This is a genomic window from Bifidobacterium asteroides (assembly GCF_030758775.1).
Classification (GTDB): Bacteria; Actinomycetota; Actinomycetes; order Actinomycetales; family Bifidobacteriaceae; genus Bombiscardovia; species Bombiscardovia kimbladii.
Map to the genome: position 1 here is coordinate 792,066 of NZ_CP132384.1, position 25,007 is coordinate 817,072.

At 65.3% G+C, this 25,007-nt stretch carries 14 protein-coding genes and 1 pseudogene; 10 read left to right on the top strand and 5 right to left on the bottom strand.

Annotation, left to right across the window (positions count from 1 at the left end):
• The first annotated feature begins 101 nt into the window (after window positions 1-101).
• The 3 genes from hpf to trpD all read left to right on the top strand — a co-directional run bounded on the left by hpf (window position 102) and on the right by trpD (window position 5,316).
• The gene (gene hpf / locus RAM15_RS02930) at window positions 102-785 is read left to right on the top strand and encodes a ribosome hibernation-promoting factor, HPF/YfiA family (protein ID WP_045924169.1); all 684 of its coding nucleotides are present in this window, start codon (window positions 102-104) and stop codon (window positions 783-785) included.
• A 238-nt stretch (window positions 786-1,023) separates the two neighbouring features.
• Entirely contained in the window at window positions 1,024-3,984 is a 2,961-nt protein-coding gene (gene secA, locus RAM15_RS02935) for a preprotein translocase subunit SecA (protein ID WP_306221997.1), read from the top strand.
• Between the two features lie 231 nt (window positions 3,985-4,215).
• Window positions 4,216-5,316, top strand: coding sequence for an anthranilate phosphoribosyltransferase (gene trpD, locus RAM15_RS02940; RefSeq protein ID WP_306221998.1), 1,101 nt, complete (start codon window positions 4,216-4,218; stop codon window positions 5,314-5,316).
• Window positions 5,317-5,437: 121 nt separating this feature from the next.
• Here the strand turns inward: trpD and RAM15_RS02945 are convergent, their stop codons facing one another.
• Window positions 5,438-5,959 (bottom strand): hypothetical protein, encoded by a 522-nt coding sequence (locus RAM15_RS02945; protein WP_306222000.1) that lies wholly within the window; start codon window positions 5,957-5,959, stop codon window positions 5,438-5,440.
• Between the two features lie 48 nt (window positions 5,960-6,007).
• Between RAM15_RS02945 and RAM15_RS02950 the strand changes: the two genes are divergently transcribed.
• Complete coding sequence (locus RAM15_RS02950; protein ID WP_306222001.1) at window positions 6,008-6,706, top strand: lysophospholipid acyltransferase family protein; 699 nt, start codon at window positions 6,008-6,010, stop codon at window positions 6,704-6,706.
• A gap of 12 nt (window positions 6,707-6,718) precedes the next feature.
• Here RAM15_RS02950 and RAM15_RS02955 read toward each other — a convergent pair whose 3' ends face one another.
• Window positions 6,719-8,893 (bottom strand): Stk1 family PASTA domain-containing Ser/Thr kinase, encoded by a 2,175-nt coding sequence (locus RAM15_RS02955; RefSeq protein WP_306222002.1) that lies wholly within the window; start codon window positions 8,891-8,893, stop codon window positions 6,719-6,721.
• On the bottom strand, window positions 8,886-10,112 hold the full coding sequence (locus tag RAM15_RS02960; protein WP_306222003.1) for a polyprenyl synthetase family protein: 1,227 nt from the start codon (window positions 10,110-10,112) through the stop codon (window positions 8,886-8,888). The genes RAM15_RS02955 and RAM15_RS02960 overlap by 8 nt, the downstream gene beginning before the upstream one ends.
• A gap of 166 nt (window positions 10,113-10,278) precedes the next feature.
• Between RAM15_RS02960 and RAM15_RS02965 the strand changes: the two genes are divergently transcribed.
• From RAM15_RS02965 to RAM15_RS08520, 5 genes and pseudogenes are all read left to right on the top strand, one after another.
• Entirely contained in the window at window positions 10,279-10,902 is a 624-nt protein-coding gene (locus RAM15_RS02965) for a hypothetical protein (RefSeq protein ID WP_306222004.1), read from the top strand.
• A 114-nt stretch (window positions 10,903-11,016) separates the two neighbouring features.
• Window positions 11,017-12,438 carry an RNA polymerase sigma factor gene (locus RAM15_RS02970; protein WP_306222005.1) on the top strand — a complete coding sequence of 474 codons (1,422 nt, stop codon included), beginning with the start codon at window positions 11,017-11,019 and terminating at the stop codon, window positions 12,436-12,438.
• Between the two features lie 130 nt (window positions 12,439-12,568).
• Window positions 12,569-14,917: a DNA gyrase/topoisomerase IV subunit B gene (locus tag RAM15_RS02975; RefSeq protein WP_306222006.1), complete on the top strand. Its 2,349-nt coding sequence runs from the start codon at window positions 12,569-12,571 to the stop codon at window positions 14,915-14,917.
• Window positions 14,918-14,965: 48 nt separating this feature from the next.
• Window positions 14,966-17,819, top strand: a pseudogene (locus RAM15_RS02980) (DEAD/DEAH box helicase); the annotation flags it as partial.
• A complete protein-coding gene (locus RAM15_RS08520; RefSeq protein WP_444832403.1) occupies window positions 17,805-19,892 on the top strand; it encodes a DNA glycosylase AlkZ-like family protein in 2,088 nt (695 codons plus the stop codon). The pseudogene RAM15_RS02980 and the gene RAM15_RS08520, both read left to right, overlap by 15 nt.
• A gap of 17 nt (window positions 19,893-19,909) precedes the next feature.
• On the opposite strand, the gene RAM15_RS02985 is transcribed toward RAM15_RS08520, so the two are convergent.
• Entirely contained in the window at window positions 19,910-22,531 is a 2,622-nt protein-coding gene (locus RAM15_RS02985; RefSeq protein WP_306222008.1) for a DNA gyrase/topoisomerase IV subunit A, read from the bottom strand.
• Between the two features lie 114 nt (window positions 22,532-22,645).
• Here RAM15_RS02985 and RAM15_RS02990 point away from each other — a divergent pair, with 114 nt between their 5' ends.
• Window positions 22,646-23,869 carry an alkaline phosphatase family protein gene (locus RAM15_RS02990; protein ID WP_306222009.1) on the top strand — a complete coding sequence of 408 codons (1,224 nt, stop codon included), beginning with the start codon at window positions 22,646-22,648 and terminating at the stop codon, window positions 23,867-23,869.
• Here RAM15_RS02990 and sepH read toward each other — a convergent pair whose 3' ends face one another.
• A complete protein-coding gene (sepH, locus tag RAM15_RS02995) occupies window positions 23,870-24,931 on the bottom strand; it encodes a septation protein SepH (RefSeq protein WP_306222010.1) in 1,062 nt (353 codons plus the stop codon).
• Window positions 24,932-25,007: the final 76 nt, after the last annotated feature.

The following is a 25,007-nucleotide window of genomic DNA, read 5'->3' on the forward strand; positions in this document are numbered from 1 at the left end:
GTCAGCCCTGCTCTTCGGATACAATCGGAAGCACAGTCGATGGTGACCAAGTCCGCCATCGCACCAGCGGTTCGTCCGCTCACAAGTGCAAGGAGATTCCCATGGAGATCGTCATTACCGGTCGACATACCCAAATCAAGCAGCGGTTCCGCGATGTTGTGGACAGCAAGATGAACAGGGTGACGGCCATCGCCCCCGATGCCCAGCGCATCCAGGTCGTTCTGACACATGAAGGCAATCCCCGCCAGGCTGACAGCGCCAAGAGGGTGGAGCTCACGGTCCAGGCCGGCAAGACCGTGATCCGCGCCGAGGCCTCCAGCGCCGACGAGTTCAGCGCACTGGACATGGCCCTGGACAAGCTGACCCAGCGTCTGCGCCGGGTCCGCGACCGCCGCAAGGACCACCGCCGGGGACTTGAGCATCCGCCCCTGCCCGCCGACCTGCCCGTGGATGATCAGACAGGCGATGAGGGCGACCAGGGAGACCAGGGCCAGGAGTCCAACCCCGACAACAGCGCCCAGAGCGCCGTGGCCTCGGACCTGGCTCCGGGCCAGTCGGTCGAGGTGCAGGTGGGGGACACCCCCATCGTCATCCGCCGCAAGCTGCACATCGCCGAGCCCATGAGCATCGACGAGGCCCTCTACGAGATGGAGCTGATCGGCCACGACTTCTTCCTCTTCGTCAACAAGGAGACCCAGCGGCCGTCGGTGGTCTATCGTCGGCACGGATGGAGCTACGGCGTCTTCGAGATCGATACGCCTGAGCATGTAGGCCAGAAGAAGTAACAGCAAAACGGATAGACGAGCGGATATTGAACTGTGGGGCGATTCCCCGGCGGCAGATTGTCCTGACCTCCGGAGAATCGCCCTTCTTCAATGCCCGTTCCGGCTGCCAAGGCCGCAGTTGGGTTCATGGAATAATCGGTTTCGAGAAAATCGGTGCATTCGCGTAAGATAATCAAGGTCTGGGCCTACGTCAGCTGAGGGCGTGCGAAGGCCATAAAAGAACGGTAGGGAGCGCAACGTGGTAGCAGTCTTGGACAAGGTCCTCCGTATGGGCGAGGGTCGTCAGATTCGCAAGCTTCAGGGGGTGGCCAAGGCGACCAACGCCTTCGAGGATCAGATCTCGGCCATGAGCGATGAGGAGCTCAAGGCGCAGACGCCCAAGTTCAAGCAGCGACTGGAGAACGGCGAATCCCTCGATTCCCTGATGCCCGAAGCCTTCGCCACGGTTCGCGAGGTTTCCAAGCGCACCCTGGGCCAGCGGCACTTCGACGTCCAGCTGATGGGCGGCGCGGCCCTGCACTGGGGCAACATCGCCGAGATGAAGACCGGCGAGGGCAAGACCCTGGTGGCCACCCTGCCCAGCTATCTGAATGCCCTGGAGGGCAAGGGCGTGCACGTGGTCACGGTCAACGACTACCTGGCCTCCTACCAGAGCGAGCTCATGGGGCGCATCTTCCGCTTCCTGGGCATGAGCGTGGGCTGCATCATCACCGACCAGCGCCCCAACGAGCGCCGCAAGCAGTACCAGGCGGACATCACCTACGGCACCAACAACGAATTCGGCTTCGACTACCTGCGCGACAACATGGCCTGGGACAAGGACGAGCTGGTCCAGCGCGGCCACCATTTCGCCATCGTGGACGAGGTCGACTCCATCCTGATCGACGAGGCGCGTACTCCTCTGATCATCTCCGGACCCGCCGAGGGCGATGTGACCCGATGGTACCGGCAGTTCGCCAAGCTGGTCCCCAAGCTCACCAGGGACGAGGACTACGAGGTCGACGAGAAGAAGAAGGTCGTCGGCATTCTGGACCCCGGCATCACCAAGGTCGAGGACTACCTGGGCATCGACAACCTCTACGAGCCAGCCAACACCGCCCTGATCGGGTACCTGAACAACGCCATCAAGGCCAAGGAGCTCTTCCTGCGCGACCGCGACTACGTGGTCCAGAACGGCGAGGTCCTGATCGTGGACGAGCACACCGGCCGTCTGCTCAAGGGCCGCCGCTACAACGAGGGCCTCCACCAGGCCATCGAGGCCAAGGAGGGCGTGGAGGTCAAGGCCGAGAACCAGACCTTCGCCACCATCACCCTGCAGAACTACTTCCGCATGTACGACAAGCTGGCGGGCATGACCGGAACGGCCGAGACCGAGGCCGCCGAGTTCATGAACACCTACAAGCTGGGCGTGCTGCCCATCCCCACCAACAAACCCATGATCCGCAAGGATCAGGACGATCTGATCTACCGCTCCAAGAAGGAGAAGCTGGCCGCCATCGTCCGGGACGTAGCCAAGCGGCATGCCAAGGGCCAGCCCATCCTGCTGGGCACCGCATCCGTCGAGTCCTCCGAGGTGGTCTCCTCCCTGCTGGACGTGGCCGGCATCGACCACCAGGTGCTCAACGCCAAGCAGCATGCGCGCGAGGCTGCGGTCGTAGCCGTGGCAGGGCGCAAGGGCGCCGTGACCGTGGCCACCAACATGGCCGGGCGCGGCACCGACATCATGCTGGGCGGGAACGTGGAGTTCCTCGCCGATCAGAAGCTCAAGGAGCAGGGCTACTCGCCCGACGACACCCCTGAGGAGTATGAGAAGCGCTGGCCCAAGATGCTGGATTCCGTCAAGGAACAGGTCAAGGATGAGCATGAGGAGGTCGTCAAGCTGGGCGGCCTCTACGTGCTGGGCACCGAACGGCACGAGTCCCGCCGCATCGACAACCAGCTGCGCGGCCGTTCCGGCCGTCAGGGCGACCCTGGTGAGTCCAGGTTCTACCTGAGCCTGGAGGATGACCTCATGCGCCTGTTCAACACCCAGCTGGTGGCTCGAATGATGTCCTCCAAGAGCCTGCCCGAAGGTCAACCCATCGGCACCAAGAGCGTCTCCAAGGGTGTGCGCAATGCGCAGAAGTCCGTTGAATCCCGCAACTACGAGATCCGCAAGAACGTGCTCAAGTACGACGATGTGATGAACAAGCAGCGTCAGGTCATCTACGGCGAGCGTCAGGCCGTGCTCAAGGGCGAGGACATCCACCAGGACATCCTCCGCTTCATCCGTGAGACCGTGACTTCATACATCCATGGGGCGCAGAACGGCTCGGACAAGCCTCAGGAATGGGATGCCGACGGGCTCTGGAAGGCGCTGGCCTCCGTCTATCCGATCAGTCTTGACCAGGACGAGACCATGGACTCCCTGGAGGGTCTGAAGGGTGACAAGGCCGTCAAGGCCCTGGCGGACAAGATCGTGGAGGATGCCGAGTCCATCTATCAGGATCGCGAGGATGAACTGGGCGAGAAGGGCTCAAGGCAGCTGGAGCGCCAGGTGGTCCTCTCCGTCCTGGACAGCAAGTGGCGTGAGCACCTCTATGAGATGGACTACCTCAAGGACGGCATCGGCCTGCGCGGCATGGGTCAGCGCGACCCCCTGGTCGAGTACCAGCGCGAGGGCTACCAGATGTACAACTCCATGATCGACGCCATCAAGGAGCAGACCGTACAGCTGCTCTTCAACGTGGACCTCAAGCAGATCGCGGCCAGCCAGGAGAACGAGCGGCGGGCCCGCGAAGAGCGCGAAGAAAACGAGGGGAGCCAGTCCGAGGAAGTCAACTACCAGGCGCCTGAAGAGCCTGATGCCGAGGATGAGACCACCGACATCGACGAGACGGCCGAGGAGCGTGATGAAGATGCCCCGGCAGGCAGCGTACAGGAGGACTCAGACGAGGATGCCGCTGACGCGCAGTCGGGTCTGAGCACGTCCGCCGAGGACTCGGAGGCTCCCGACGCTTCGACCCCGGCTCCCGTCGGGCCTGCGCCCATCAGCCATGCCGAGGGCAAGGTTCCTGCCAATAAGCGGCCCAAGGCCGTGGAGGATCACTCGCCTTGGGCCGATGGCCGCACCTTCCCGGGCACACCCCGTAACGCCCCTTGCCCCTGCGGCTCCGGACGCAAGTACAAGATGTGCCACGGTCAGAACGAGAAGAAATGACAGGTACGCGTAAGCATTAGCGGCTTCTGCAGATAGGGTTGCCCATCTGGTTGACGGCCATCGCTCGCAAGGGCGGTGGCCGCTTTCATATATTGGATTGCCAATTTCCATATATTGGTAGCAAAGTGACCAAAATATGGGATGGCCTTGTGCAGGGGAGGGGCAGGGCAGTAAACCTAGAGCAAACAGCGGGGCATCCGGCCCCGTTTCTTCAAAGGGAAAAGAGTCATCATGCGGCCACTTAGCTGGAAATCCGTCCTGAACTCCTTGGTGTCCGGTCGACACCTGAGCGCGGATGAGGCCGAGTGGTGCATGAACGACCTGATGGACGGCAATGCCGACCCGGTGCAGGTGGGCGCCGCCCTGTCCATGCAGTCCACCCTGGGGCTGACCAGCCCTGAGGTCGAAGGGGCCGCCAAGGCCATGGTGGGCCATGCTGTGCCGCTGAAGGTCAGGGGTGACGTGACCGACATCGTCGGCACCGGCGGCGATGGGGCAGCGACGGTCAACCTGTCGACCATGGGCGCCATCGTGGCTGCCGCAGCAGGGGTCAGAATCGTCAAGCATGGCAACCGGGCCGCGTCCAGCAAGAGCGGCACCGCCGACTGCCTGGAGCAGCTGGGCCTGCCCTTGGATCTGCCGCCGCAGGAGGTGGCTGCCATGGCTGACCGCTACGGCATCACCTTCGTCTTCGCCAAGACCTTCCACCCTGCCATGCGGTTTGCCGGGCCTGTTCGCTCGTCGCTAGGGATTCCGACCGTCTTCAACCTCCTGGGACCCCTGACCAATCCGGTCAACCCCCGCTATGTGGCCATCGGATGCGCGCAACGTCAGCTGAGCCCCATGATGGCCCAGGTCTATGCCTCACGCGGCCAGGAGGGCATGGTCTACACCTCGATCGAGGGCCTGGACGAGATGGCCCCGACCGGTCCGGTCTCCATCTGGGAGATCCACCAGGGCAAGGTGGAGGAACGCTCCTTCGACCCGACTCGTGAACTGGGCCTCGACCCGGTGGATTTGGACGACCTGCGCGGCGGCGATCCCGCCTTCAACGCCAGCGTCGTCAGGGACTTCCTGGCTGGAAAGTCGGTTCCTTCGCGTTCCACGGCCCTGCTCAATGCGGCCTCGGCCATCGTGGCTGACGGCACGCAGATTGACGCCGGTCCCGAGGCCGACCTGAACGTGCGGTTTGCCCAGGCCTATCAACTGGCTACCGAGGTTGTGGACCAGGGCAGGGCCGCCGACCTGCTGGCAGCCTGGATCCACGGAGCCCAGGAAGCGCAGTCCCGCTGCCAGCAAGAGAATCGGGCATCCCGTCAGGTCTTGGTCTAGGTTCGCGGCTGCCAAGCCTGTTCGGGCCTCGCTGGCTGATCTCTCTGCCAGCGAGGCCCGACTGTTTTGGAGGCTTGTATACGGCGGCACAAGGCATTATCGCCGGTAGTGTCGCTGGTCGTCATCGAAGAGCCCGCTTGAATCGTCGCGGAAATTCTTCCGGTCGATGATCAGTCCTGCGATGCCTATCAGCAGGAGCAGGCCCGCCAGCAGGCCGGTCAATCCGGACCAGCGGGGGATGAAGATGGTCAGGAAGAAGCAGACCAGGCCCAGCGCCGTCATGATCGATGAAGGCCACCCGCCTTCTGCCCAGGTCGCTCAGGTCGGGGTTGGGCGGCACAAAGTTCGACGACTGGTCCATGACCTCGTCGGTGTCCAGCCAGCTGCTGCCTTGGAAATCGCGAGGCCCGGAGCCGCCGACGAAGGAGTCGCGCTTCAGGTCCTCGGCCCTCAGCGCTGCCTTCTTCTCGGACTTTCGAGCCTTCTTCTCGAATTCCTTGGCCGTCCTGGACGATTCCAGGGAACCCAGCTCGTCAGCGTGCGAGTTCAGGAAGTCCGCCCATTCCTCATCCCCCTGTGGGGACCCGGTTCCCGCCTCGCTGTTATACTGTTTCCCGGCGTCGTTATGCTTGTGCTCGGTCATAGAACCATCGTAACCTCGGCCGCACGCATTCGCTACCAAGGAGTCTCTGTGCTGTACTGGTTCTTCGTCAAACTGCTCGGTCCGTTGGCGCGTACCTGGTTCAAACCGACCGTTGAAGGCACGGAGAACATTCCCAAGCAGGGGGCTGCCATCATCGCCTCCAACCATCTGGCCGTCATCGACGACGCCCTCCTGCCCATCACCTGCCCTCGGATGATCCACTTCATGGGCAAGGCCGAGTATTTCAACGGCAAGGGGATAAAGGGCAAGTTCAAGAAGTGGTGGTTCAGCTCGGTCGGTGTCTTTCCCGTGGACAGGTCAGGCGGCTCCAAGTCGCTGGGCGCCATGGAAACGGCTCGTTCCATCCTTGAGCACGGGCACATCTTCGGCATCCATCCCGAGGGCACGCGCAGCCCTGACGGCAGGCTTTACCGGGGGCATACCGGGGCGGCGCGGCTGGCCTTCGAGACCGGGACGACGGTGGTGCCAGCAGCCATCATCGGCACCAGGCAGCTTCAGGAGCCCGGCCATGTGATTCCTCATAAGGGCAGAACCAAGGTCATCTATGGCAAGCCCATCACGGTGCCCTGCGTTCCGGTCAACAGCCTCACCCATGAGGAGATCCGCAACCTGACCGACCGGATCATGCAGGAGATCCAGGAGATGAGCGGGCAACGCTACGTGGACGTGTATGCCCAGGTCATCAAGGCGCATGAAAACCACGAGAACAGTCAGGAGCTGGACTGACTTCCCGGAAGTTCAGACCACAGTCAGGGTCACGACGGCCGGCGAGCCGTCATCGTTGAGCACCTTGACCTGACTGCCGGGATTGGGGTCCTGGATGCGCACCGTGTGGGTCAGGTTGCCCAAGGGAGCGGAGATGTTGACCTTGAGCCCGTACCCCTCCAGGATCCTGGTGGCCTCGTCCTGGCTCTTGCCTTTCACGTCGGGCATGGTGATGGACTGCGGCCCCTTGGAGATCACCACGTTGACCGCATCGCCCCAGTGCAGCTGCTCCTGGGCCTGGTGGGAGGCGGAGATCACCTGGTTGCGTGGCACCTTGTCGGACCAGTCCTCGCTGTAGCTGACCTTGAGCCGAAGGGCTTCCAGGGCCGCCTTGGCCTCATCCCTGGCCTTGCCGACGATATCGGGCATGGCCACGGGCATGCGACCCTTGGACAGGACCAGGCTGACCTTGGCATCGTGGCGGGTCTTGGTCCCTGGTGCCGGATCCACTGAAATGGCCGCTCCCTCGGGGATGTCCATGGAGTACTGGTCCTTGGAGGTGTCGTGGTCTATCCTGTCGAACCCGGCTGCCTTCAAGGCCTGCACCGGATCCTTGCCATTGGGTGTTTCCGGCGTGAGGATGTCCTTGGGCACCGTGGCCTGGCGCACCCCCTTGGAGACGGTCAATTTGAGCCTGCCGCCCCTCTTGCTGATATGGGCTCCGACCGTATCGGGATCCGCGGCCATGACGGCTCCCTTGGCCACCTGGTCGCTGAAGTCATAGGCGGTGTCGACCTGGATGCCGGCGACCTTGAGTGTGCGGGCGTACTTGGCGAAGTCGGCGCCGACGACCTTGCACTCCTGGTTCTCGGAGCAGGAGACGTCATCCGGCTTGGGCAGGGCGACATAGCTGCCCGGACCCAGGAAGTACCACCAGGCGCCACCGCCGCCTCCTGCCAGGGCCAGGACCAGCAGAACCACCAGCACGATGATCAAGCCCCGATGCCGGGGCTTGGGTTGAGCCGCTTCAGCGCCTGGCTGCATGATCTTCGCATCGGCGGAAGATGCTGTCGGATCCTGAGGCTGCAGAACGGTCGTGGTCTCGGCTCGGGAGGGGGTGTCCACATCGTTGAGCCGATAGCGTCTGGTCGCTGCCTCCGCATCGGTTTCGGGCGGGGCGGGCACAGACAGAACCGTGTCCGAATTCTCCGGGTCTGCGGCTGCCGCAGCCGCCTGGCTCGCCGACCCGGTCGCCTCAGGGTCGCGCTCTGAGGTTCCGGCGATGGCGGACTCGGGCTGTCCACTGGCTGCGGCTGCTGCGGCCCCTGCAGGCAGCACATAGTCCATGGCCTGTCGGTCCAGTCCCTTGACCACCTTCCTCAGGCTCTCCAGGGCCTTGCCTGCGTCGTCTGGGCGATGCTCGGGGGAGCGGTCGGTCATCTCGGAGACCAGGGCGGCCACAGACGGGTCGATTCCCGGGCAGACCCTGGCCAGGGAGGGGACGTCCTCGTGGACGTGCTTGAAGACGATGGTCACCGGATTGTCGCTGGCGAAGGGGACCGTGCCGGTCAGCATCTCGTAGGCGATAATCCCCACGGCGTAGAGGTCGCTCTGGGGGGAGGCCTCATTGTTCTCGATGGTCTCGGGGGCCAGGTAGGCGGCCGTGCCCATGAGCATGCCCGTCGAGGACAGGGTGGCCTGGGCGGCGGCGCGGGCCAGGCCGAAGTCGGTGATCTCCACGTGGCCGCGGTCGTTGATGAGGATGTTTTCCGGCTTGATGTCGCGGTGGATGACGCCGGCTCGGTGGGCGGAGGCCAGGCCGTCCAGGATCTCGCCCAGGATGCGCAGGGTCTCCTTCAGGGGATAGACGCCCTGCCGGGCCATGTCCCGCCGCAGGCTGATGCCGTGGACATACTCCATGACCAGGTAATCCAGCCCCTGATCGACGCCCGTGTCGTAGACTTGGACGATGTGGGGGTTGGCGATGGCGGCTGCGGACCTGGCCTCCCGGCGGAAGCGCTCCTCGAACTGGGCCCTGTGCGGCCCCTGGGCCAGCATGGTGTGCATGATCTTGACCGCCACATGCCTGGACAGCCGCTGGTCCAGGGCCTCGTAGACCGTGGCCATGCCACCCTGTGCGATCTCACGCAGAATGCGGTAGCGCCCGTCGATGATCCGGTCGCTGGTCCTCTCGTCCGCTTCACTCATGCTCGTCTTGTCCGGCCCTCTGCACCTCTGAGGCCTGACCGGCCTCGGCATCAATGGAAGATACACGTTCATGATACCCGGCGGTGGTGGCAAGCGGCAGGAAGCGTCGGCAGGCCTCTAGGAAGATGGTTCGGCCCCCTGTCGACAGATGCAGACGATCGGCCAGGGCCTGGGCTCGGGCCTGGGCTCGGACGGACAGGTCAGCCATGCGTCGACGGCTGGCCTCTACGGCCCCGCAGGACTGCATCAGGTCACGGACCATATTCACCTGGGTCTTGTTGCGGACTTGGGAGGTGCAGCTGTACAGCCGGCGGATTTCCTTGGCCTGGTCAGGATCGGCCATGGCCAGGGTGTCGGCCAGGAGGACGGTCCGCTTGCCCTCGCGGATATCGCCACCCACGGGTTTGCCGGTACGTCGGTCGTCGCCTGTTACATCCAGCAGATCATCCGCCAGCTGGTAGGCCAGACCCAGATCCAGACCCAGGGCGCGCACGGACTCTTTATGTTCTTCCAGGTCTGCTCCAGAGGCCAGCAGGCCCAGAGCCAGCGGGGCCAGGGTGGTGTAGGAGGCGGTCTTCCAGGCCATGGTGTGCAGGGCCTGGCGGCGCAGGCGTTCCGGATCGTCCAGACAGGCCTCCTCCATGCCCATGTCCAGGACCTGGCCGGTGACCACAGCCGTCTGCATGGCTTGAAAGGCCCTGCCGATGGCCGCCCCCTGAGGGAGCTTGGCAGCCGCCTGGAGGGCCATGTCCGTGCTCAGCGATGCCAGCAGGTCGCCAAGGAGGATGCCTAGGCCGGCGCCGCGGGCATCAGGTTTTGCGGGCGCCCGGCCGCTCGAATCGTTTCCGGCAACCGACCGGCTCAGGGCCAGATGGGCGGCAGGGCGGCCCCGACGACGGGGGGAGCCGTCGATGATGTCGTCGTGGACCAGCGCGCTGGTCTGATAGACCTCCAAGGCGCAGGCAAGGTCCACTACCGCCTGTTCACGGTCAGGATTCTGCTCGGACTCCAGAGCCCGCCAGACGTCGCAGAGCAGCAGGGCGCGCAGGCGTTTGCCGCCGCGGCCAGCCTCGATCGCCTGGAGGATGACCTCCTGCAAAGCCTCCTGGGAGGGGTTCTGATCCAGGGGTTGGTCCGGTCCGGACTCTGGAGCAATCAGATGGTCGCAACGGCGCTGGAGCAGTTCCTCCATGCGCTGTTCGACCCGTGCTGCAGTCACGCTTTTCATGCCTTAGAGCCTATCCGCATATCTGCCCAGCGAACAGGCTGCCAGGACCATGGTGGATGGATGACACCACTTGACCACATGATCGGTTGTGGCTTTCCTCGCGATTCCAGCTGGATCAGGATGGTGCCAAGGCTCCCGGTGCTCATACCGGGAGCGGATGGGAGGCGATGACGGCATGGACGATGCGCATGAATACGGCATGAAAGACCTGGTGGAGCACTACCGAGAGGGCCGACGACGATGGGGTGTGGAAGAGGCCGACAGACGATGGCTCCAGCAACCTCTGACAGACTGGACCGCTGGTTTGAAAGGGCCGCAGGCGTGCCAGCGGTTGGACTCCGACTCGGCCGACTGCCTGGCCGTGGCCATTAAGGAGACGCTGGCCATACGCGACGGACTTATTTTGTCCATTCTGGCACCCGGGCCTGGCCTGGACAGCGATCGGCTGATGGATCTTTGCGTTCGTCCCAACGATCCATCGAATGTGACGGCGCTCTGCAGCATCCTGGATGCGGTCTTCAAGGACACCGCAACACGGCCGGACCAGCCCCGTTGCCGTGCTGGGCTTGCCATGCTTGAAGCTATGGCAGATCAGGTTCCGCCTGGGTTTCGGTCCCAGCCACTGGCGGTCGCGGCTTATGTCGACTGGTGGAGTGGGGGATCCCGAGCATCGGGGTTTGCGGAGAAAGCTCTGGCAGACGACCGCTCCTGCAGCCTGGCCGCCATCGTCCTGGCCTTGATAGGCCGCAGCATCGACCCGGCTTGGAGGCAATTGGGCTGAATCGGGAATAATCGTCCCCCTGGGGTGGTTCACTTTAATGAGTCTACGATTTGACCTTGCCAGAGCTGTGCCCTAAAAGCAGTGTCGGCGGGTGGGATGATCCAGGAGGAGAATTTGGCCACGAAGGACACCAAGTCAGCCAAGACAGCCGCAGTGGATACCGAAAAGGGCCGGACCAGTTCAACTGCCGGCAAGACCAAGACCGCCACCAGGTCCAAGACCAGCAGCAAGGCGTCCCGCAAGACCGCGTCCCGCAAGAGCGCCGCCACTAGCACCTCGGCGACCAAGACGAACCGCCGTCCGGCCTCCAAGACCGCCAAGAAGGTTGAAGAGAAGCCCATCCTCCAGCAGGAGGAGCAGGAGCCCGACGAGGACCTGCTCGAGGATCAGGAGGACGACGACCAGCTGGACAAGAGCGAGGATCAGCTGGAGGACGAGCCCGACGAGGACGATCAGGAGGAGGATGAGGCCTCCCAGGTCCAGGACGAGGCCGAAGAGGACCGCAAGGCCGCCCATGCCCTCGCAGCCAAGGTCAAGGGCGCCTTTGTCGTCGACGATTCCGATGACGACGAGAATGTCACCCCCTCAGGCAATCCCAAGCGTCGTGTGGTCACCGCCGGCGCCACTGCCGATCCTGTCAAGGACTACCTCAAGCAGATCGGCCGCGTCAGCCTGCTGAACGCCGAGCAGGAGGTGGACCTCTCGGAGCGCATCGAGGCCGGCCTCTACGCCCAGCATCTGCTGGATACCGAGGGCGAGGACATGGACTTCAAGCGTCGCCGCGAGCTCAAGTGGGCCGCCAACGACGGGAAGAAGGCCAAGGACCATCTGTTGGAGGCCAACCTGCGACTGGTGGTCTCCCTGGCCAAGCGCTACACCGGCAGGGGCATGCTCTTCCTGGACCTGATCCAGGAAGGCAACCTGGGTCTGATTCGTGCCGTGGAGAAGTTCGACTACACCAAGGGCTACAAGTTCTCCACCTACGCCACCTGGTGGATTCGTCAGGCCATCACCAGGGCCATGGCCGACCAGGCCCGCACCATCCGCGTGCCCGTCCACATGGTCGAGGTCATCAACAAGCTTTCCCGCGTCCAGCGTCAGATGCTGCAGGACCTGGGCCGCGAACCCACCCCCGACGAGCTGGCCAGGGAACTGGACATGCCCGTCGAGAAGGTCCAGGAGGTCCAGAAGTACGGCCGCGAACCCATCTCCCTGCACACCCCTCTGGGTGAGGACGGCGACTCGGAGTTCGGCGACCTGATTGAGGACACCGACGCCATCGCCCCCTCGGATGCCGTGGCCTTCTCCCTGCTGCAGGAGCAGTTCCAGCAGGTTCTCGAGACCCTGAGCCCCCGTGAGGCCGGCGTCATCAAGATGCGCTACGGCCTGGAGGATGGACAGCCCAAGACCCTGGACGACATCGGCCGCGTCTACGGGGTCACCCGTGAGCGCATCCGCCAGATCGAGTCCAAGACCATGTCCAAGCTGCGGCATCCCTCGCGCTCGCAGACCCTGCGGGACTTCCTGGATCAGTGACCTCTGCGCCCGGCGGGGAGGTCCTGGTGCTGTCGAGGCCTCCTTGCTAGAAATGGTCATCGGTGCGTAAGCGACCGCCCATGCGAGGACTCCTGTCCCCGTGGGCGCCATGAGGTGAACGGCGAGGTAAATGGTGGCGAAAAAGCCTGATAAGGGAAAGTCCTATGGTGCCGGCAGTCTGACGGTTCTGGATGGGCTGGACGCAGTGCGCAAGCGTCCAGGCATGTACATCGGGACCACGGATAGCCAGGGGCTCATGCACTGCCTTTGGGAGATCATCGACAACGCCGTGGACGAGGCTCTGGCCGGCCAGTGCGACCACATTAAGGTCATCCTGCACCAGGACGGCTCCATCGAGGTGGACGACAATGGACGAGGCATCCCCGTCGATATTGAGCCTCGCACGGGGCTGACCGGCGTGGAGGTGGTCCTGACCAAGCTTCATGCCGGCGCCAAGTTCGGCAACTCTTCCTATACGGCCGTGGGTGGTCTGCACGGCGTGGGCTCTTCGGTGGTCAACGCTCTGAGCTCCCGACTGGACGTGGAGGTGGACAGGGACGGCAAGACCCACCGGATGCGCTTCCACCAGGGCCATCCCGGCACCTACCAGGACCCGGATCCGGAGCATCCCTCGCCTGATTCGCCTTTCAAGCGCACCAGGAAGAACCGGCCTACGCCTCTGGAAGTGGTGGGCAGCGTGCCCAAGTCCCGGACCGGCACCAGGGTGCGTTACTGGGCCGACCCGGAAATTTTCAACTCGACGGCCCGGTTCAGCTACGCCCAGCTGATCGACCGGGTGCGTCAGACCAGCTTCCTGGTGCCCGGCCTCAAGATCACCGTGATCGACGAGCGCATCCCCGCCACAGGAAGCGCCGAGCAGGACCTGCGCCTGGAGGTTGACGGCGAACCTGCTGCGGAACCGGACGATCAGGACGTTCAGGGGAACCTTGGTGAACCGTCTGACAGCGGGGACTGGCCAGAAGAAGGCGCCAAAGACCAACCTGCCGAGGATGCGCAGGCGGATGATGCCGACCTTTCGGCCACCGAGCGGGCCGACCGGGCCATGCTGCAGCCGGAGGACGAGTCCGGCCATCAGCGGGTGGAGGAGTTCCTGCACACCGGCGGGGTGACGGACTTCGTGGACTTCCTGTCCAAGGGCGAGCCGGTCAGCGACATCTGGCGGATCAGCGGCCAGGACACCTACCAGGAGGAGACCCAGCGGGTGGGCCCCGATGGCGAGCTGCACGCCGAGCAGGTGGAACGTGTCTGCGGGGTGGATATCGCCCTGCGCTGGGTCAACGACTACGATTCAGTCGTCCGCAGCTTCGTCAATGTGGTGGAGACGCCCGGCGGAGGCATGCACGTGGACGGGTTCATGAACGCCATGACCCGCCAGGTGCGCAAGGCCGTGGAGGCCAACGCCCGCCGTCTCAAGGTCAACCTCAAGGACTCCCATACCAAGGTGGAGCGCGACGACGTCCTGGCCGGGCTGGTGGCCGTGGTCACGGTGCGCATTGCCGAGCCGCAGTTCCAGGGCCAGACCAAGGACGTGCTGGGCACGGCCCAGGTCAAACCCATCGTCACCCGGATGACCGACGACCAGTTCGGCCAGATGATCAGCGGCTCCAAGCGCGGCTTCAAGGAGCAGTCCGGCCAGGTGCTGGAGAAGATCGTGGGCGAGATGCATGCCCGCGTCCAGGCCCGGAAGACCAAGGAGGTCACCAGGCGCAAGAACGCCCTGGAATCGGCATCCATGCCCTCCAAGCTCTCGGATTCCATGCCCGGCAACGACGACATCGCTGAGCTGTTCATCGTCGAGGGCGACTCCGCCCTGGGCACGGCCAAGGCCGCCCGAAACTCCATGTTCCAGGCCCTGCTGCCCATCCGCGGCAAGATCCTCAACGTGCAGAAGGCCTCCCTGTCCCAGATGCTGACCAACAAGGAGTGCGCCTCCATCATCCAGGTGGTCGGCGCCGGCTCGGGGGCCAGCTTCGACATCGACCAGGCCCGCTACAACAAGGTCATCATGATGACCGACGCCGACGTGGACGGCGCCCACATCCGCATCCTCCTGCTGACCCTCTTCTACCGCTATATGCGGCCCCTGATCGAGAACGGGCGGGTCTACGCAGCCGTGCCGCCCCTGCATCGAATCGCCCTGGCAGGCAAGAACAAGGGGAAGTTCATCTACACCTATTCGGACGATGAGCTGGAGGGCAAGCTGGCCGACCTGCATGCCAAGCACATCGACTACAATCCCGATGTGCAGCGCTACAAGGGTCTGGGCGAGATGGACGCCGACCAGCTGGCCGACACCACCATGGATCCCAGGACCCGCATGCTGCGCCGCATCCGCATGGAGGATGCCGCTCAGGCAGCCGGCATCTTCCCCCTGCTCATGGGGGACGACGTGCCGCCCCGCAAGCAGTTCATCGTGGACAATGCCGACGACTTCGACCGGAGCAAGATCGACACCTGATCTGCCTTCGGCAAGGCCCGAAAGGGCGGGGAGAGGAGTGTGACGCACATGGGCGATCCCTTGGGCAGTTTCTCCCCGCAGACGGCCGACTGGTTTCGTCAGGCCTTCCCCGAGGGTCCCACGCCGACCCAGGTGCAGGCCTGGCCGGCCATCCGCGCAGGCGGCGATGCGCTGATCATTTCGCCCACCGGTTCGGGCAAGACCCTGGCCGCCTTTCTTTGGGCCATCGACGAGCTCATGACCAGGCCCCGGCGCTCCCGGAAGCCTGGGGTCGCCGTGCTCTACATCTCGCCCATGAAGGCCCTGGGGACGGATGTGGCCCGCAACCTGCAGGCTCCGCTGGAAGGCATCGCCGAGCGGTTTGAACAGCAGGGAGGCAAAGCGCCCAAGGTCCGGACGGGCATCCGCACCGGAGACACCGATGCCCGCGGCCGCAGAGCCCTGGCCGCCCATCCGCCGGACATTCTGGTCACCACCCCTGAATCCCTCTATCTGATGCTGACCTCCAAAACGGCTAGCACGCTGAAGAACGTGCAAACCGTTATTGTGGACGAAATCCATGTTTTGGCGGGCAACAAGCGCGGGGCTCATCTGGCCCTGAGTCTGGAGCGGCTGGACGACCTGGTCGGAGGGCCCGTGCAGCGGATCGGCCTGTCGGCTACGGTCCGGCCGCCCGAGCAGGTGGCACGTTTCCTGGGTGGCAGCCGTCCGGTCAGTCTGATCCAGCCCAAGTCGTCCACAGCCATGGACCTGCGCCTGATCGAGCCCCTGGAGGACATGGGCGATCTGGCCGCGCCGCCCGGTCAGTCAGGTGAGTCGGGTCAGGAAGGCGACCAAAGAAGCGGATCCATCTGGCCAGCAATCGAGCGGGCCATTCTGGACCAGGTTCTCTCCCACCGCACCACCCTGGTCTTCGTCAACTCGCGAGGGCTCGCCGAGCGCCTGACCGCCCGGCTCAACGACCTGCACCAAGCCGATCTGCAGGCCTCAGGTCATGGCCAGCCGGGTTTCTCCGATGAGACCGATGAGTCCACGGTCAGGGCTGCGCCGGCCAGGGAGCCCGCCCACTACGATTCGGCCACCGGTTCCACTTCCGAGAGGACTTCCGGCCAGAGCGTCGACCAACCCATTGCCATGGCCCACCATGGGTCGGTGTCCAAGGAACGCCGGCGCCAGGTGGAGGACGACCTCAAGGCCGGCAGACTGCGCTGTGTGGTGGCCACTTCCAGCCTGGAGCTGGGCATCGATATGGGCTCGGTCGATCTGGTCATCCAGGTCAACGCCCCGCTGTCGACCGCCTCGGGACTGCAGCGGGTGGGCCGGGCCGATCACCAGGTCGGTCGGGTATCCCAAGCCAGGCTTTTCCCCCTGACCCGCGAGCAGATCCTGGAGTGCACGGCCAGCATGGAGAGCATGGCCCAGGGCGACATCGAACCCACCATCATGCCCAGCAGCCCCTTGGATGTTCTGGCCCAGCAGACGGTGGCCGCGGCCGCCATGGGACCGCTCAGGGAGCAGGACTGGCTGGCCACGGTCAGACGGGCCGCGCCCTTCGCCCATCTGGACCAGCAGGTCTACCGGGCGGTGCTGGGCATGCTCAGCGGCGCCTACACCTCCCAGGATTTCACCGCCTTCCGTCCCATCCTGGTCTGGGACCGCCAGACCGGAACCCTGACGGCCCGACCCGGCGCACAACGACTGGCGGTGACCTCCGGAGGCACCATTCCCGACCGCGGCTCCTACAGTGTGGTCATGCCCTCCGAGGCCGCCGGCGGCAAGCCCCGCCGAGTGGGGGAACTGGACGAAGAGATGGTCTACGAGTCCCGCAAGGGGGACGTGATCACCCTGGGCACCACCTCCTGGAGGATCCAGCAGATCACCCGCGACCGTGTGGTGGTGGTACCCGCTCCGGGACGCTCCGCCAGACTGCCCTTCTGGCACGGGGAGGGCACCGGCCGTGACCCCGCATTCGGCCGTCGTCTGGGCAGGCTGGCCAGGGAACTGTCCCAGGGCCTGATACCGGCGGTCCAGACTGCCTCCGGTCGGCCGGGCTTCACTCAACCCGTCTGTTCTCGTCTGCTGGAGGACGGCCTGGACCGTCCAGCCATCAACAATCTGGCCGCCTTTCTGACCGAGCAGCAGGCCTCCACCGGCCGGGTGCCCGACGACCGTCACCTGGTGGTCGAGCGCTGCCCCAACGAGGAGGGCGATCTGAGGCTGATCCTCCATTCGCCATACGGCCGCAGGGTCAACGAGCCCTGGGCCCTGGCCATCGCCGCCCGGCTCTCCCGCGAGCGCGGATACGACGGATCCGTCTGGGCGGGGGAGGACGGCATCGTCGTGCAGATCCCGGGCACAGATGCCGTTCCTGGAAGACCAGCGAATATTCGGATTCACCCCCGATCAGGTGGAGCGCGAGGTCCGACGTCATCTGGTCGGCTCGGCGCTCTTCCAGGCCCGCTTCCGCCAGTGCGCAGCCCGCTCGCTCTACATGCCCAGGATGGAGCCCGGCCGCAGGGTGCCGCTCTGGCAGCAGCGTCTTCGAGCCTCCCGTCTGCTGGATGCGGCCCTGAAGGAGGATGACTTCCCCCTGGTTCTGGAGACCATGCGCGAGTGCCTCCAGGACGTCTACGACATGCCTGCCCTGCGCGAGCTCATGGCCGACCTGGAGCAGGGGAGCGCCCGTCTGGTCCCGGCCTTTACCCGGACCCCCTCGCCCATGGCCTCGGGGCTGCTCTTCGGCTACCTGGGGACCTTCATGTACCAGTACGACATGCCCAAGGCCGAGCGCGACGCCGCCATGCTGGCCATCGACTCCGATCTGCTGGAACAGATGGTCGGCCAGGTGGACATGGCTGACCTCCTGGACCAGGAGACCGTCGACCAGGTGACCGCTGATCTGCAGCGGCTTTCGCCCAGGACCCGGGCCAGGGGGGCCGAGGGGCTGGCCGACCTGCTGCGCACCCTGGGCCCCATGGACCTGGCCGGGATTCGCCGGCGCATGCGCGGGCAGGAGGACGAACCGGTGACGCAGGCACAGGTCCGGGCCATGCTGGAGGAGCTGCGGACCCAGTCCAGGGTGGTTCCGGTCAGGTTAGGCGCTCGCGACTGCTGGGTATGGGCCGGTCAGGCAGGGCGGCTGACGGCGGTTCTGGGCCCTGGCATCATCCAGCCATCCGCCCAGCCGACAAAGGAATCGGAATCAGACAGCGAGGCCTTCGACCAGCTGGTCAGGCAATACGCCGCAGTCCATGGGCCATTCACCACCCAGGATCTGGCCGGCCACCTGGGCCTGGGCAGCGCTCTCTTGGAGGACAGGTTGCGTTCCCTGGCCGCTCGCGAACTGCTCATGACCGGGGTCTTCCCCCGGCCCGACCTGCGTGCCTACGACGAGCCTGGATGGGAGGGGGGTCAACCCCACCGAGGGTGGCTGGATCCCGAGGTCTTCCGCCGGCTGCGCTCGCGGTCCCTGGCCAAGGCCAGCAAGGCCGCCAGTCCCGTCCCCGGCCATGTCTACAGCGACTTTCTTCTTCACCGGCAGGGTCTGGCACCCCTGGGCCAGGAGCCCTTGATGGGCGCCGAAGGACTGCTGGAGGTGGTCGGGCAGCTGGAGGGGCTGGCTCTGCCGCCCGAACTCTGGGAGTCGGCCATCTTCCCGGCCAGGGTGCGTGATTACGGTCCCGCATTGATGGACGATCTGCTGGCCTCGGGCCAGGTGGTCTGGGTGGGGTCCGACCAGGGGGAGGGCCCGCTGGGCGCCATGACCTTCTACCTGGCCGAGGACCTGGATGAGGAGCTTCCAGCACAATCCGCTGGTTCTGCATCGGTCACGGATGTGGCCGGCAAGTTGAGCAAGGCGGGCGACGCGGGTGATCTGGAAGAGACCATGCTGGATGTTCTGGCCGACGGGGGAGCCTACCGTTTCGATCGGCTTCTGCGCGCCTGCGCCGGTCGGGGCGGGAATGACGTTGAGTCTCCTGGTTTTGAAGCCCCCGATCAGGAGGCCGTGGCACGGTCGCTCTGGGATTTGGTCAGGCGTGGACTGGTCACCAATGCCTCCCTGGCTCCGGTTCGGCGCCTGATCCGAGGATCAGGGTCTCAGTCCTCGGGGAGGACCCGACGCTTGCCCCACGGCCTGCGTGGACACGGCAGGCCCAGGGGTCGTGCAGCCATGATCTGGGCGGCCAGCTCAACAGCGCTGTCAGCAGCTGCTGAGGGGTTCTGGACCCTGGTTGTCGATGAGCGCGAGGCAGCAGGAGGCTCAGCGGGAACGGACATGGCCGGTTCACGTGATGGACCTAGAGACAGCCAGGACGGTGACCGCCAGCGGACCGTCAGCCTGGTCCACGAGGAGCAGGCCATCCTGGACCGCTATGGGCTCCTGGCTCCGGTGCTGCCTGAGGTGCGGTCCCTGCCCGGCGGATTCTCGGCTCTCTATCAGGTCTGCAGGCGCATGGAGGAGGCCGGCCGGCTGACGCGAGGGGTCATCGTCGACGGCTTCGGCGGCGCCCAGTTCGCCCCCAGAGAGGTGATCGACCAGCTCAGGGACTTCCAAGATGATGAGCGCACAAGCGATGGCGAAGGCGGATCGGGGCAGCGACCTGCCGAACCCGTGGTCATGGACGTGACCGATCCCGCCAACCTCTATGGCACGGCTCTTGCCTGGCCGACCACATCAGGGGATGGCGGCGGACGGCCCATTCGGCGGATAGGAAACCTCCTGGTGCAGAATCATGGCCGCGCCCTGGTCTATGCGGCGCCCAAGGGGCATCATCTGCTGGTCTTTGGTGAGCCCGAGCGTGGATTGCTGGAGGCCGCCTTCGCCCAGCTGGCCTCATGGCTGAGCCGGGACGGACAGGGACGCATCCTCTTCAGTGATGCCAATGGCCGGCCCCTGACCATGCGCGAACCGGTGGGGATGGCCCTGGCCACAGCCGGGTTCACGGCCGGTCCGGGCGGCATGGCCCTCTACTGAGCCCTTGCTGAGCGCCCTCAGGCCACGAAGGCGATGGGCGCTGCCAGCTCCTGGCCGGAGGCGTCCCGGCGCATGTCCACTTCGGGCAGTTCGACCGGAGAGCCGGCGGCGGTGCTGGCGTGCAGGGGCCAGGCGCCCACCCGGGCCAGCAGCAGGGTGTCCTGACCCTTGAGGAAGCGTTGGGAGCGCACGCCTTTCGTGCCGCGGCCCTTGACCGGATACATCTCCAGCGGGGTCAGCTTGGCCGACCCGTTCTCGGTGCCGGGCAGGGCCTCGGAGTCGCCGGCCACAGTCAGGACCACGGCCCCGGCCTGGGTGCTCATGCCATCCTCGCCGGTCTCCTGATAGGTCCAGCCAATCTCCCCGGCCGGCACGACCGCGAAGGCGGCGACCTGGCAGCCCTGGGCCAGCCGGATGCCCACCATGCCGGCCGCGTTGCGGCCCTGGGGGCGAACCTTGTCCCCGGTGAAGGTCAGCAGGCTGGCATCCGAGGAGATGAGCACCATCCGGTCCCCGTCCTGGCAGGGGGCTGCGAAGACCACCTGGTCGTCCCCCTTGAGGTCGATGACCGACCAGGAGTCCATGGTGGTCGGGGATTCGCGGTTCCAGCGCTTGACCGTGCCCAGCCGGGTGCCCAGGGCCAGTGGCGCGGAGTCGTTCATGTCGATGACGGTGACGGCGTGCTCGTCGGCCTGGGGTTCGGTGCTGGCGGTCCCGCCCAGGAGCTCGTCAGCCACGATGCCCCCGCTCAGGTTGGGGTTGGCGGTGGCCGGGATCAGCGGCAGGTCGGCCACGGGGGCGGTGATCAGCCTTCCAGCCGTGGTCACCAGGCCGTAGGTGGCCAGGGTAGTGGTGGCGAATATGGCGATGACCTGGTCGTCATGCCCCCGGTCCTGGTTGCGCGGCCGGGACCGCCAGGCATCCAGGGCGCCCGGGGTGCTGCGTGCCAGCAGTCCGGTGGCGCTCATCATGACCGTGCAGGGCTTGTCCTCCATGTGCAGGTCGCCGCCGTCGCCGCCGCGGCTGGTTCCTCCGCTGGCCATCAGTGCGGCCTGTGGGCCGGCACCCGTCTTGCCGGGGGTTTGCTGGTCGCTAGCTGCCGACTGCACGGGGGCCAGGTCGCCGGAGGGCTCCTGGTCCAGGATGACCGTGCGCCTGGGCGTGCCCCACTGGGCCACCGCCTGGTCCATCTCCTGGATGACCACCCGGTCCAGCTCGGCCGATGAGCCCAGAATCCGCTCCAGCTCCTCCAGCTGCTTGTTGAGGTCGTCACGCTCGCCCTCCAGCTCGATCCGGCTCATCTTGGTCAGCCGCCGCAGCCGCAGGTCAAGAATGTACTGGGCCTGGGTCTGATCCAGATCGAAGACCGCCATCAGCCTGGTCTTGGCCGCATCCGCGTCGTCCGAGCTGCGGATGACCTGGATGACCTCGTCGATGTCGACCAGGGCCAGCAGGAGCCCCTCGACCAGGTGCAGACGCTCCAGGGCCTTCTTGCGGCGGAACTCGCTGCGCCGATGGATGACCGTGCGCCGGTGCTCCACCCAGACCTCCAGCAGCTCCTTGAGCCCCATGGTTCTGGGCCGTCCGTGGACCAGGGCCACGTTGTTGATGGTGAAGGAGTCCTCCAGGGGCGTGTACTTGAAGAGCTTGCCCAGGACCTTGCCCGGATCGAATCCCGTCTTGATCTCGATGACCAGGCGGGTCCCGTTGTGCCGGTCGGTCAGGTCGATGGCGCTGGAGATGCCCTCCAGCTTGTGGTTGCGCACCCCATCCGAGATGCGTTCCAGAACCCGCTCGGGGCCCACCATGAAGGGCAGCTCGGTGACCACGATGGCTTTCTTGCGGGCGGTCACGTTCTCCAGGTGGGTGACGGACCTGGTCACGAAGGCCCCCCGGCCGTGCTCGTAGGCCTTGCGGATGCCGTCCCGTCCCACGATGACTCCGCCGCCGGGCAGATCCGGGCCGGGCACGTAGCGCATGAGCTCGTCCAGCCCTGCGTCCGGGTGGGCCATCAGATACTTGGCGGCGGCCACCACCTCGCCCAGGTTGTGGGTGATCATGTTGGTGGCCATGCCCACGGCGATGCCTGAGGCCCCGTTGACCAGCAGGTTGGGGATGGCCGAGGGCAGGACCTGGGGCTCCTTGAGCTTGTTGTCGTAGTTGGGGGAGAAGTCCACCGTGTCCTGGTCGATGTCGGCGTTCATGCCCAGGGCCGCAGGAGCCAGCCTGGCCTCGGTGTAGCGGGAGGCAGCCGGCCCGTCGTCCAGGGATCCGAAGTTGCCGTGGCCGTCGACCAGGGGCAGGCGCATGGCAAAGGGCTGGGCCAGGCGCACCATGGCCTCGTAGATGGATGAGTCGCCATGGGGGTGCAGCTTGCCCATGACCTCGCCCACGGCCCTGGCGGACTTCATGTAGGGGCGGTCGGGGTTGAGGTTCATCTGGCCCATCTGGTAGATGATCCGCCGCTGGACCGGCTTGAGTCCGTCACGGGCGTCGGGCAGGGCCCTGGCGTAGATGACCGAGTAGGCGTATTCCAGGAAGGACTTGCTCATCTCCTCGTTCAGAGGGGTTTCGACGATGTGCTCCTTGACCTGCCGGGGGTCGTACCCCGCCGCCTTGCTCCTGCGATGAGTTGCCATGCTCCAGCTCCTGCTCCTTCATGTTCCGCCTTATGATAACCGGACGGTCCGCCAAAGCATTGACAGCAGGGATGCGGTGTCGGCCTGGGGCCTGACCGTGCTTGAATGGGTTGTATGGGTCTGGATACACCTGACATGAAGGAACTGCTGCAGCCGAGTCCGCCTATCCAATACGGGGACCGGGCGGGGGACAACCATGTTGGCGGGGCCAGGCATCTGTCCGCCGTCCTGCCCGCCCTGAGCGCCTGTTTGGGAACGCCTGTGGCCACCGACGTCCACCCGTCTGCCAAGGCCCTCCAGGAGGCCCTGGGACTGCCGGAGGCCCGGTCGGTGGTCGTCGTCCTGGTGGATGGGCTGGGATTCTGGAATCTGGTCAGCCGCCAGGGCCATGTGCCCTACCTGCGCTCGCTGCTGTCCGAACCCATCAACCAGCGTCCCCTCTACACCAGCCTGCCCTCGACGACCGTGGCGGCCATGGGCGTCTTCGGCACCGGAACCAGCCCTGGGCTGACCGGCATGACCGGCTACACCCAGCTGAATCCGGACACCGGCCAGCTGGGCCAGATGATCCAGTTCAGGGGCGCTCAGGATCCCGAGAACCTGCAACGCCGTCCCACGGTCTTCGAGACCCTCCAGGCGCAAGGGGTGCGTGTCACCTCCTCGGGCCTGCCGCGTTTTCGCGATTCAGCCCTGACCCGCGCGGCTCTGCGCGGCGGGGAGTACCTGGCTCACAACCACTCCCGTCAGCGTCTCCTGGCCGCCTGCCAGGCTGCCAGCCAGCCGGGTCTGACCTACCTCTACATCCGCGATGTGGACAAGGTGGGCCACCACAGCGGCTGGGAGGGCGAGGAGTGGGTGGCCGCTCTTGAAGCGACCGATGCACAGCTGGCCGAGCTTCATCGCCGCCTGCCCGCCGGGACGCTGACGGTGATCGTAGCCGATCATGGCATGGTTGAGTCCGATCCGAACCAGCGCATTGACATCGCCCAGGATCCGGAGCTGAGCCAGGATGTGCGACTGGTGGGCGGCGAGCCCAGGGCGGTCATGCTCTATCTGGACCAGGGGGCGGATCCCCAGGTTGTGGCTACACGCTGGCGTGAGCGTCTGGGGGATCGGGCCTGGGTGCTGACCCGTGACCAGGCCATCCAAGGGGGAATCTTCGGTCCTGTGGATGCCCGGATTCGACCCATGATCGGCGACCTTCTGGTGCTGGCCGGCGACCGGATCACCCTGGTGAATTCTGCAGATCAGACGGATGCTGCAACCAGGCTGCCCGGCGTCCATGGCTCATGGACCCGTCTGGAGACGCAGATTCCCTGCCTGATCGACCTGGTCTGACTACTTGCCGAAGAGGATCTCATCCCAGCTGGGCACGGCCGACCGTCCGGAGTGTTTTTTGGCCCGCTTGCTGCGGCGGCCCTCCTTGGGCTGATCCTCCTGCTCGTCCTGTCTGGCATCATCGCCTGGATCCTCTTGCCGGGGCTGCTCCTGGTCCGCCTGGCCCTGCCCATGGTTCTGCACGGGCAGGACCATGGTGGATTCGTTGTCTCTGATGGGAGGATGCTCGGCCGTGTCAGGGTCCTCGGTCAGTTCTGCACTGGGGTGGCTGGGCTCCCGCTCGGCTGTCCGCTCCTGGCTCTCCTTGGGCTTGCCATAGAGCCAGGCCGTGAGTGCCGCCTGGCGTTCACCGCTCTCCTGGCCCTCCGATCCGGCATCCTCTTCTTCTATTTGGGTAAAGGTATCCTTCTGGCTTGGAGGCCGCCTGTCGGTCTGATCGTCAATCGCTTCAGCAGGCCGATCCTGCCCATGGTCGTCCGTGGAATTGTCCAGCAGCATCCTTGCCGCCCCGTTCAGGCAGGTCACCGTGTTGTCATGCATGTTCCATGCCCAGCGGGCGTTGAAAATCCGTTTGTCCAGCGTAAACACGCCGTTGATGTTCCAGGGTTCGTACCCTCGTCTGGTGGCCTGCCAGGAAACCTGTGTCAGGCTGACCCCCGCACGGGCCAGCACCTTGCCGATCAGTTCCTGATAGTTTCGCCCGCCCGACCCCTTGGGCGCCGGCATGGTCAGGAACTGCTCGATGGCGTACTTCTTCTCGGTTTCCACGGGAGCCGCGAAACGCCGTACCAGCGCTTCGTTGACAGCGTATTGCTGAGCCACCTGCTCGGGGCGGGCACCGGCGCGCACAGCCGCCTGAATGGCCGAGACGGGCAGGGGCTTGGACTTGCCGGTCTGGGGGTCCACGTCCTCTTCCTCCTTGACCTGCTTGGCCTCAAGAATGGCGCGATCAAGCGCATCGTCGACCCTTACGGCGAAGTGCCGGTGGTCACAGACGAAGACCAGATCGCCCCTGTCGTCGACATGGTCAAAGCTGGCCACCCTGGTCCCATTCTCAGACATGCACGCCCCTATCCTCTTACGGTTCCTTTACACGGCCTCAGGTATTTCCATTGTGCCCTATGGTTCGTATTTTACG

Bases quoted from the DNA above. Each gene is read 5' to 3' on its own strand.
- hpf (WP_045924169.1), top strand. From the start codon at position 102: ATGGAGATCGTCATTACCGGTCGACATACCCAAATCAAGCAGCGGTTC.
- trpD (WP_306221998.1), top strand. From the start codon at position 4,216: ATGCGGCCACTTAGCTGGAAATCCGTCCTGAACTCCTTGGTGTCCGGT.
- RAM15_RS02945 (WP_306222000.1), bottom strand. From the start codon at position 5,959: ATGACCGAGCACAAGCATAACGACGCCGGGAAACAGTATAACAGCGAG.
- RAM15_RS02955 (WP_306222002.1), bottom strand. From the start codon at position 8,893: ATGAGTGAAGCGGACGAGAGGACCAGCGACCGGATCATCGACGGGCGC.
- RAM15_RS02965 (WP_306222004.1), top strand. From the start codon at position 10,279: ATGGGAGGCGATGACGGCATGGACGATGCGCATGAATACGGCATGAAA.
- RAM15_RS02975 (WP_306222006.1), top strand. From the start codon at position 12,569: ATGGTGGCGAAAAAGCCTGATAAGGGAAAGTCCTATGGTGCCGGCAGT.
- RAM15_RS02985 (WP_306222008.1), bottom strand. From the start codon at position 22,531: ATGGCAACTCATCGCAGGAGCAAGGCGGCGGGGTACGACCCCCGGCAG.
- RAM15_RS02990 (WP_306222009.1), top strand. From the start codon at position 22,646: ATGGGTCTGGATACACCTGACATGAAGGAACTGCTGCAGCCGAGTCCG.
- sepH (WP_306222010.1), bottom strand. From the start codon at position 24,931: ATGTCTGAGAATGGGACCAGGGTGGCCAGCTTTGACCATGTCGACGAC.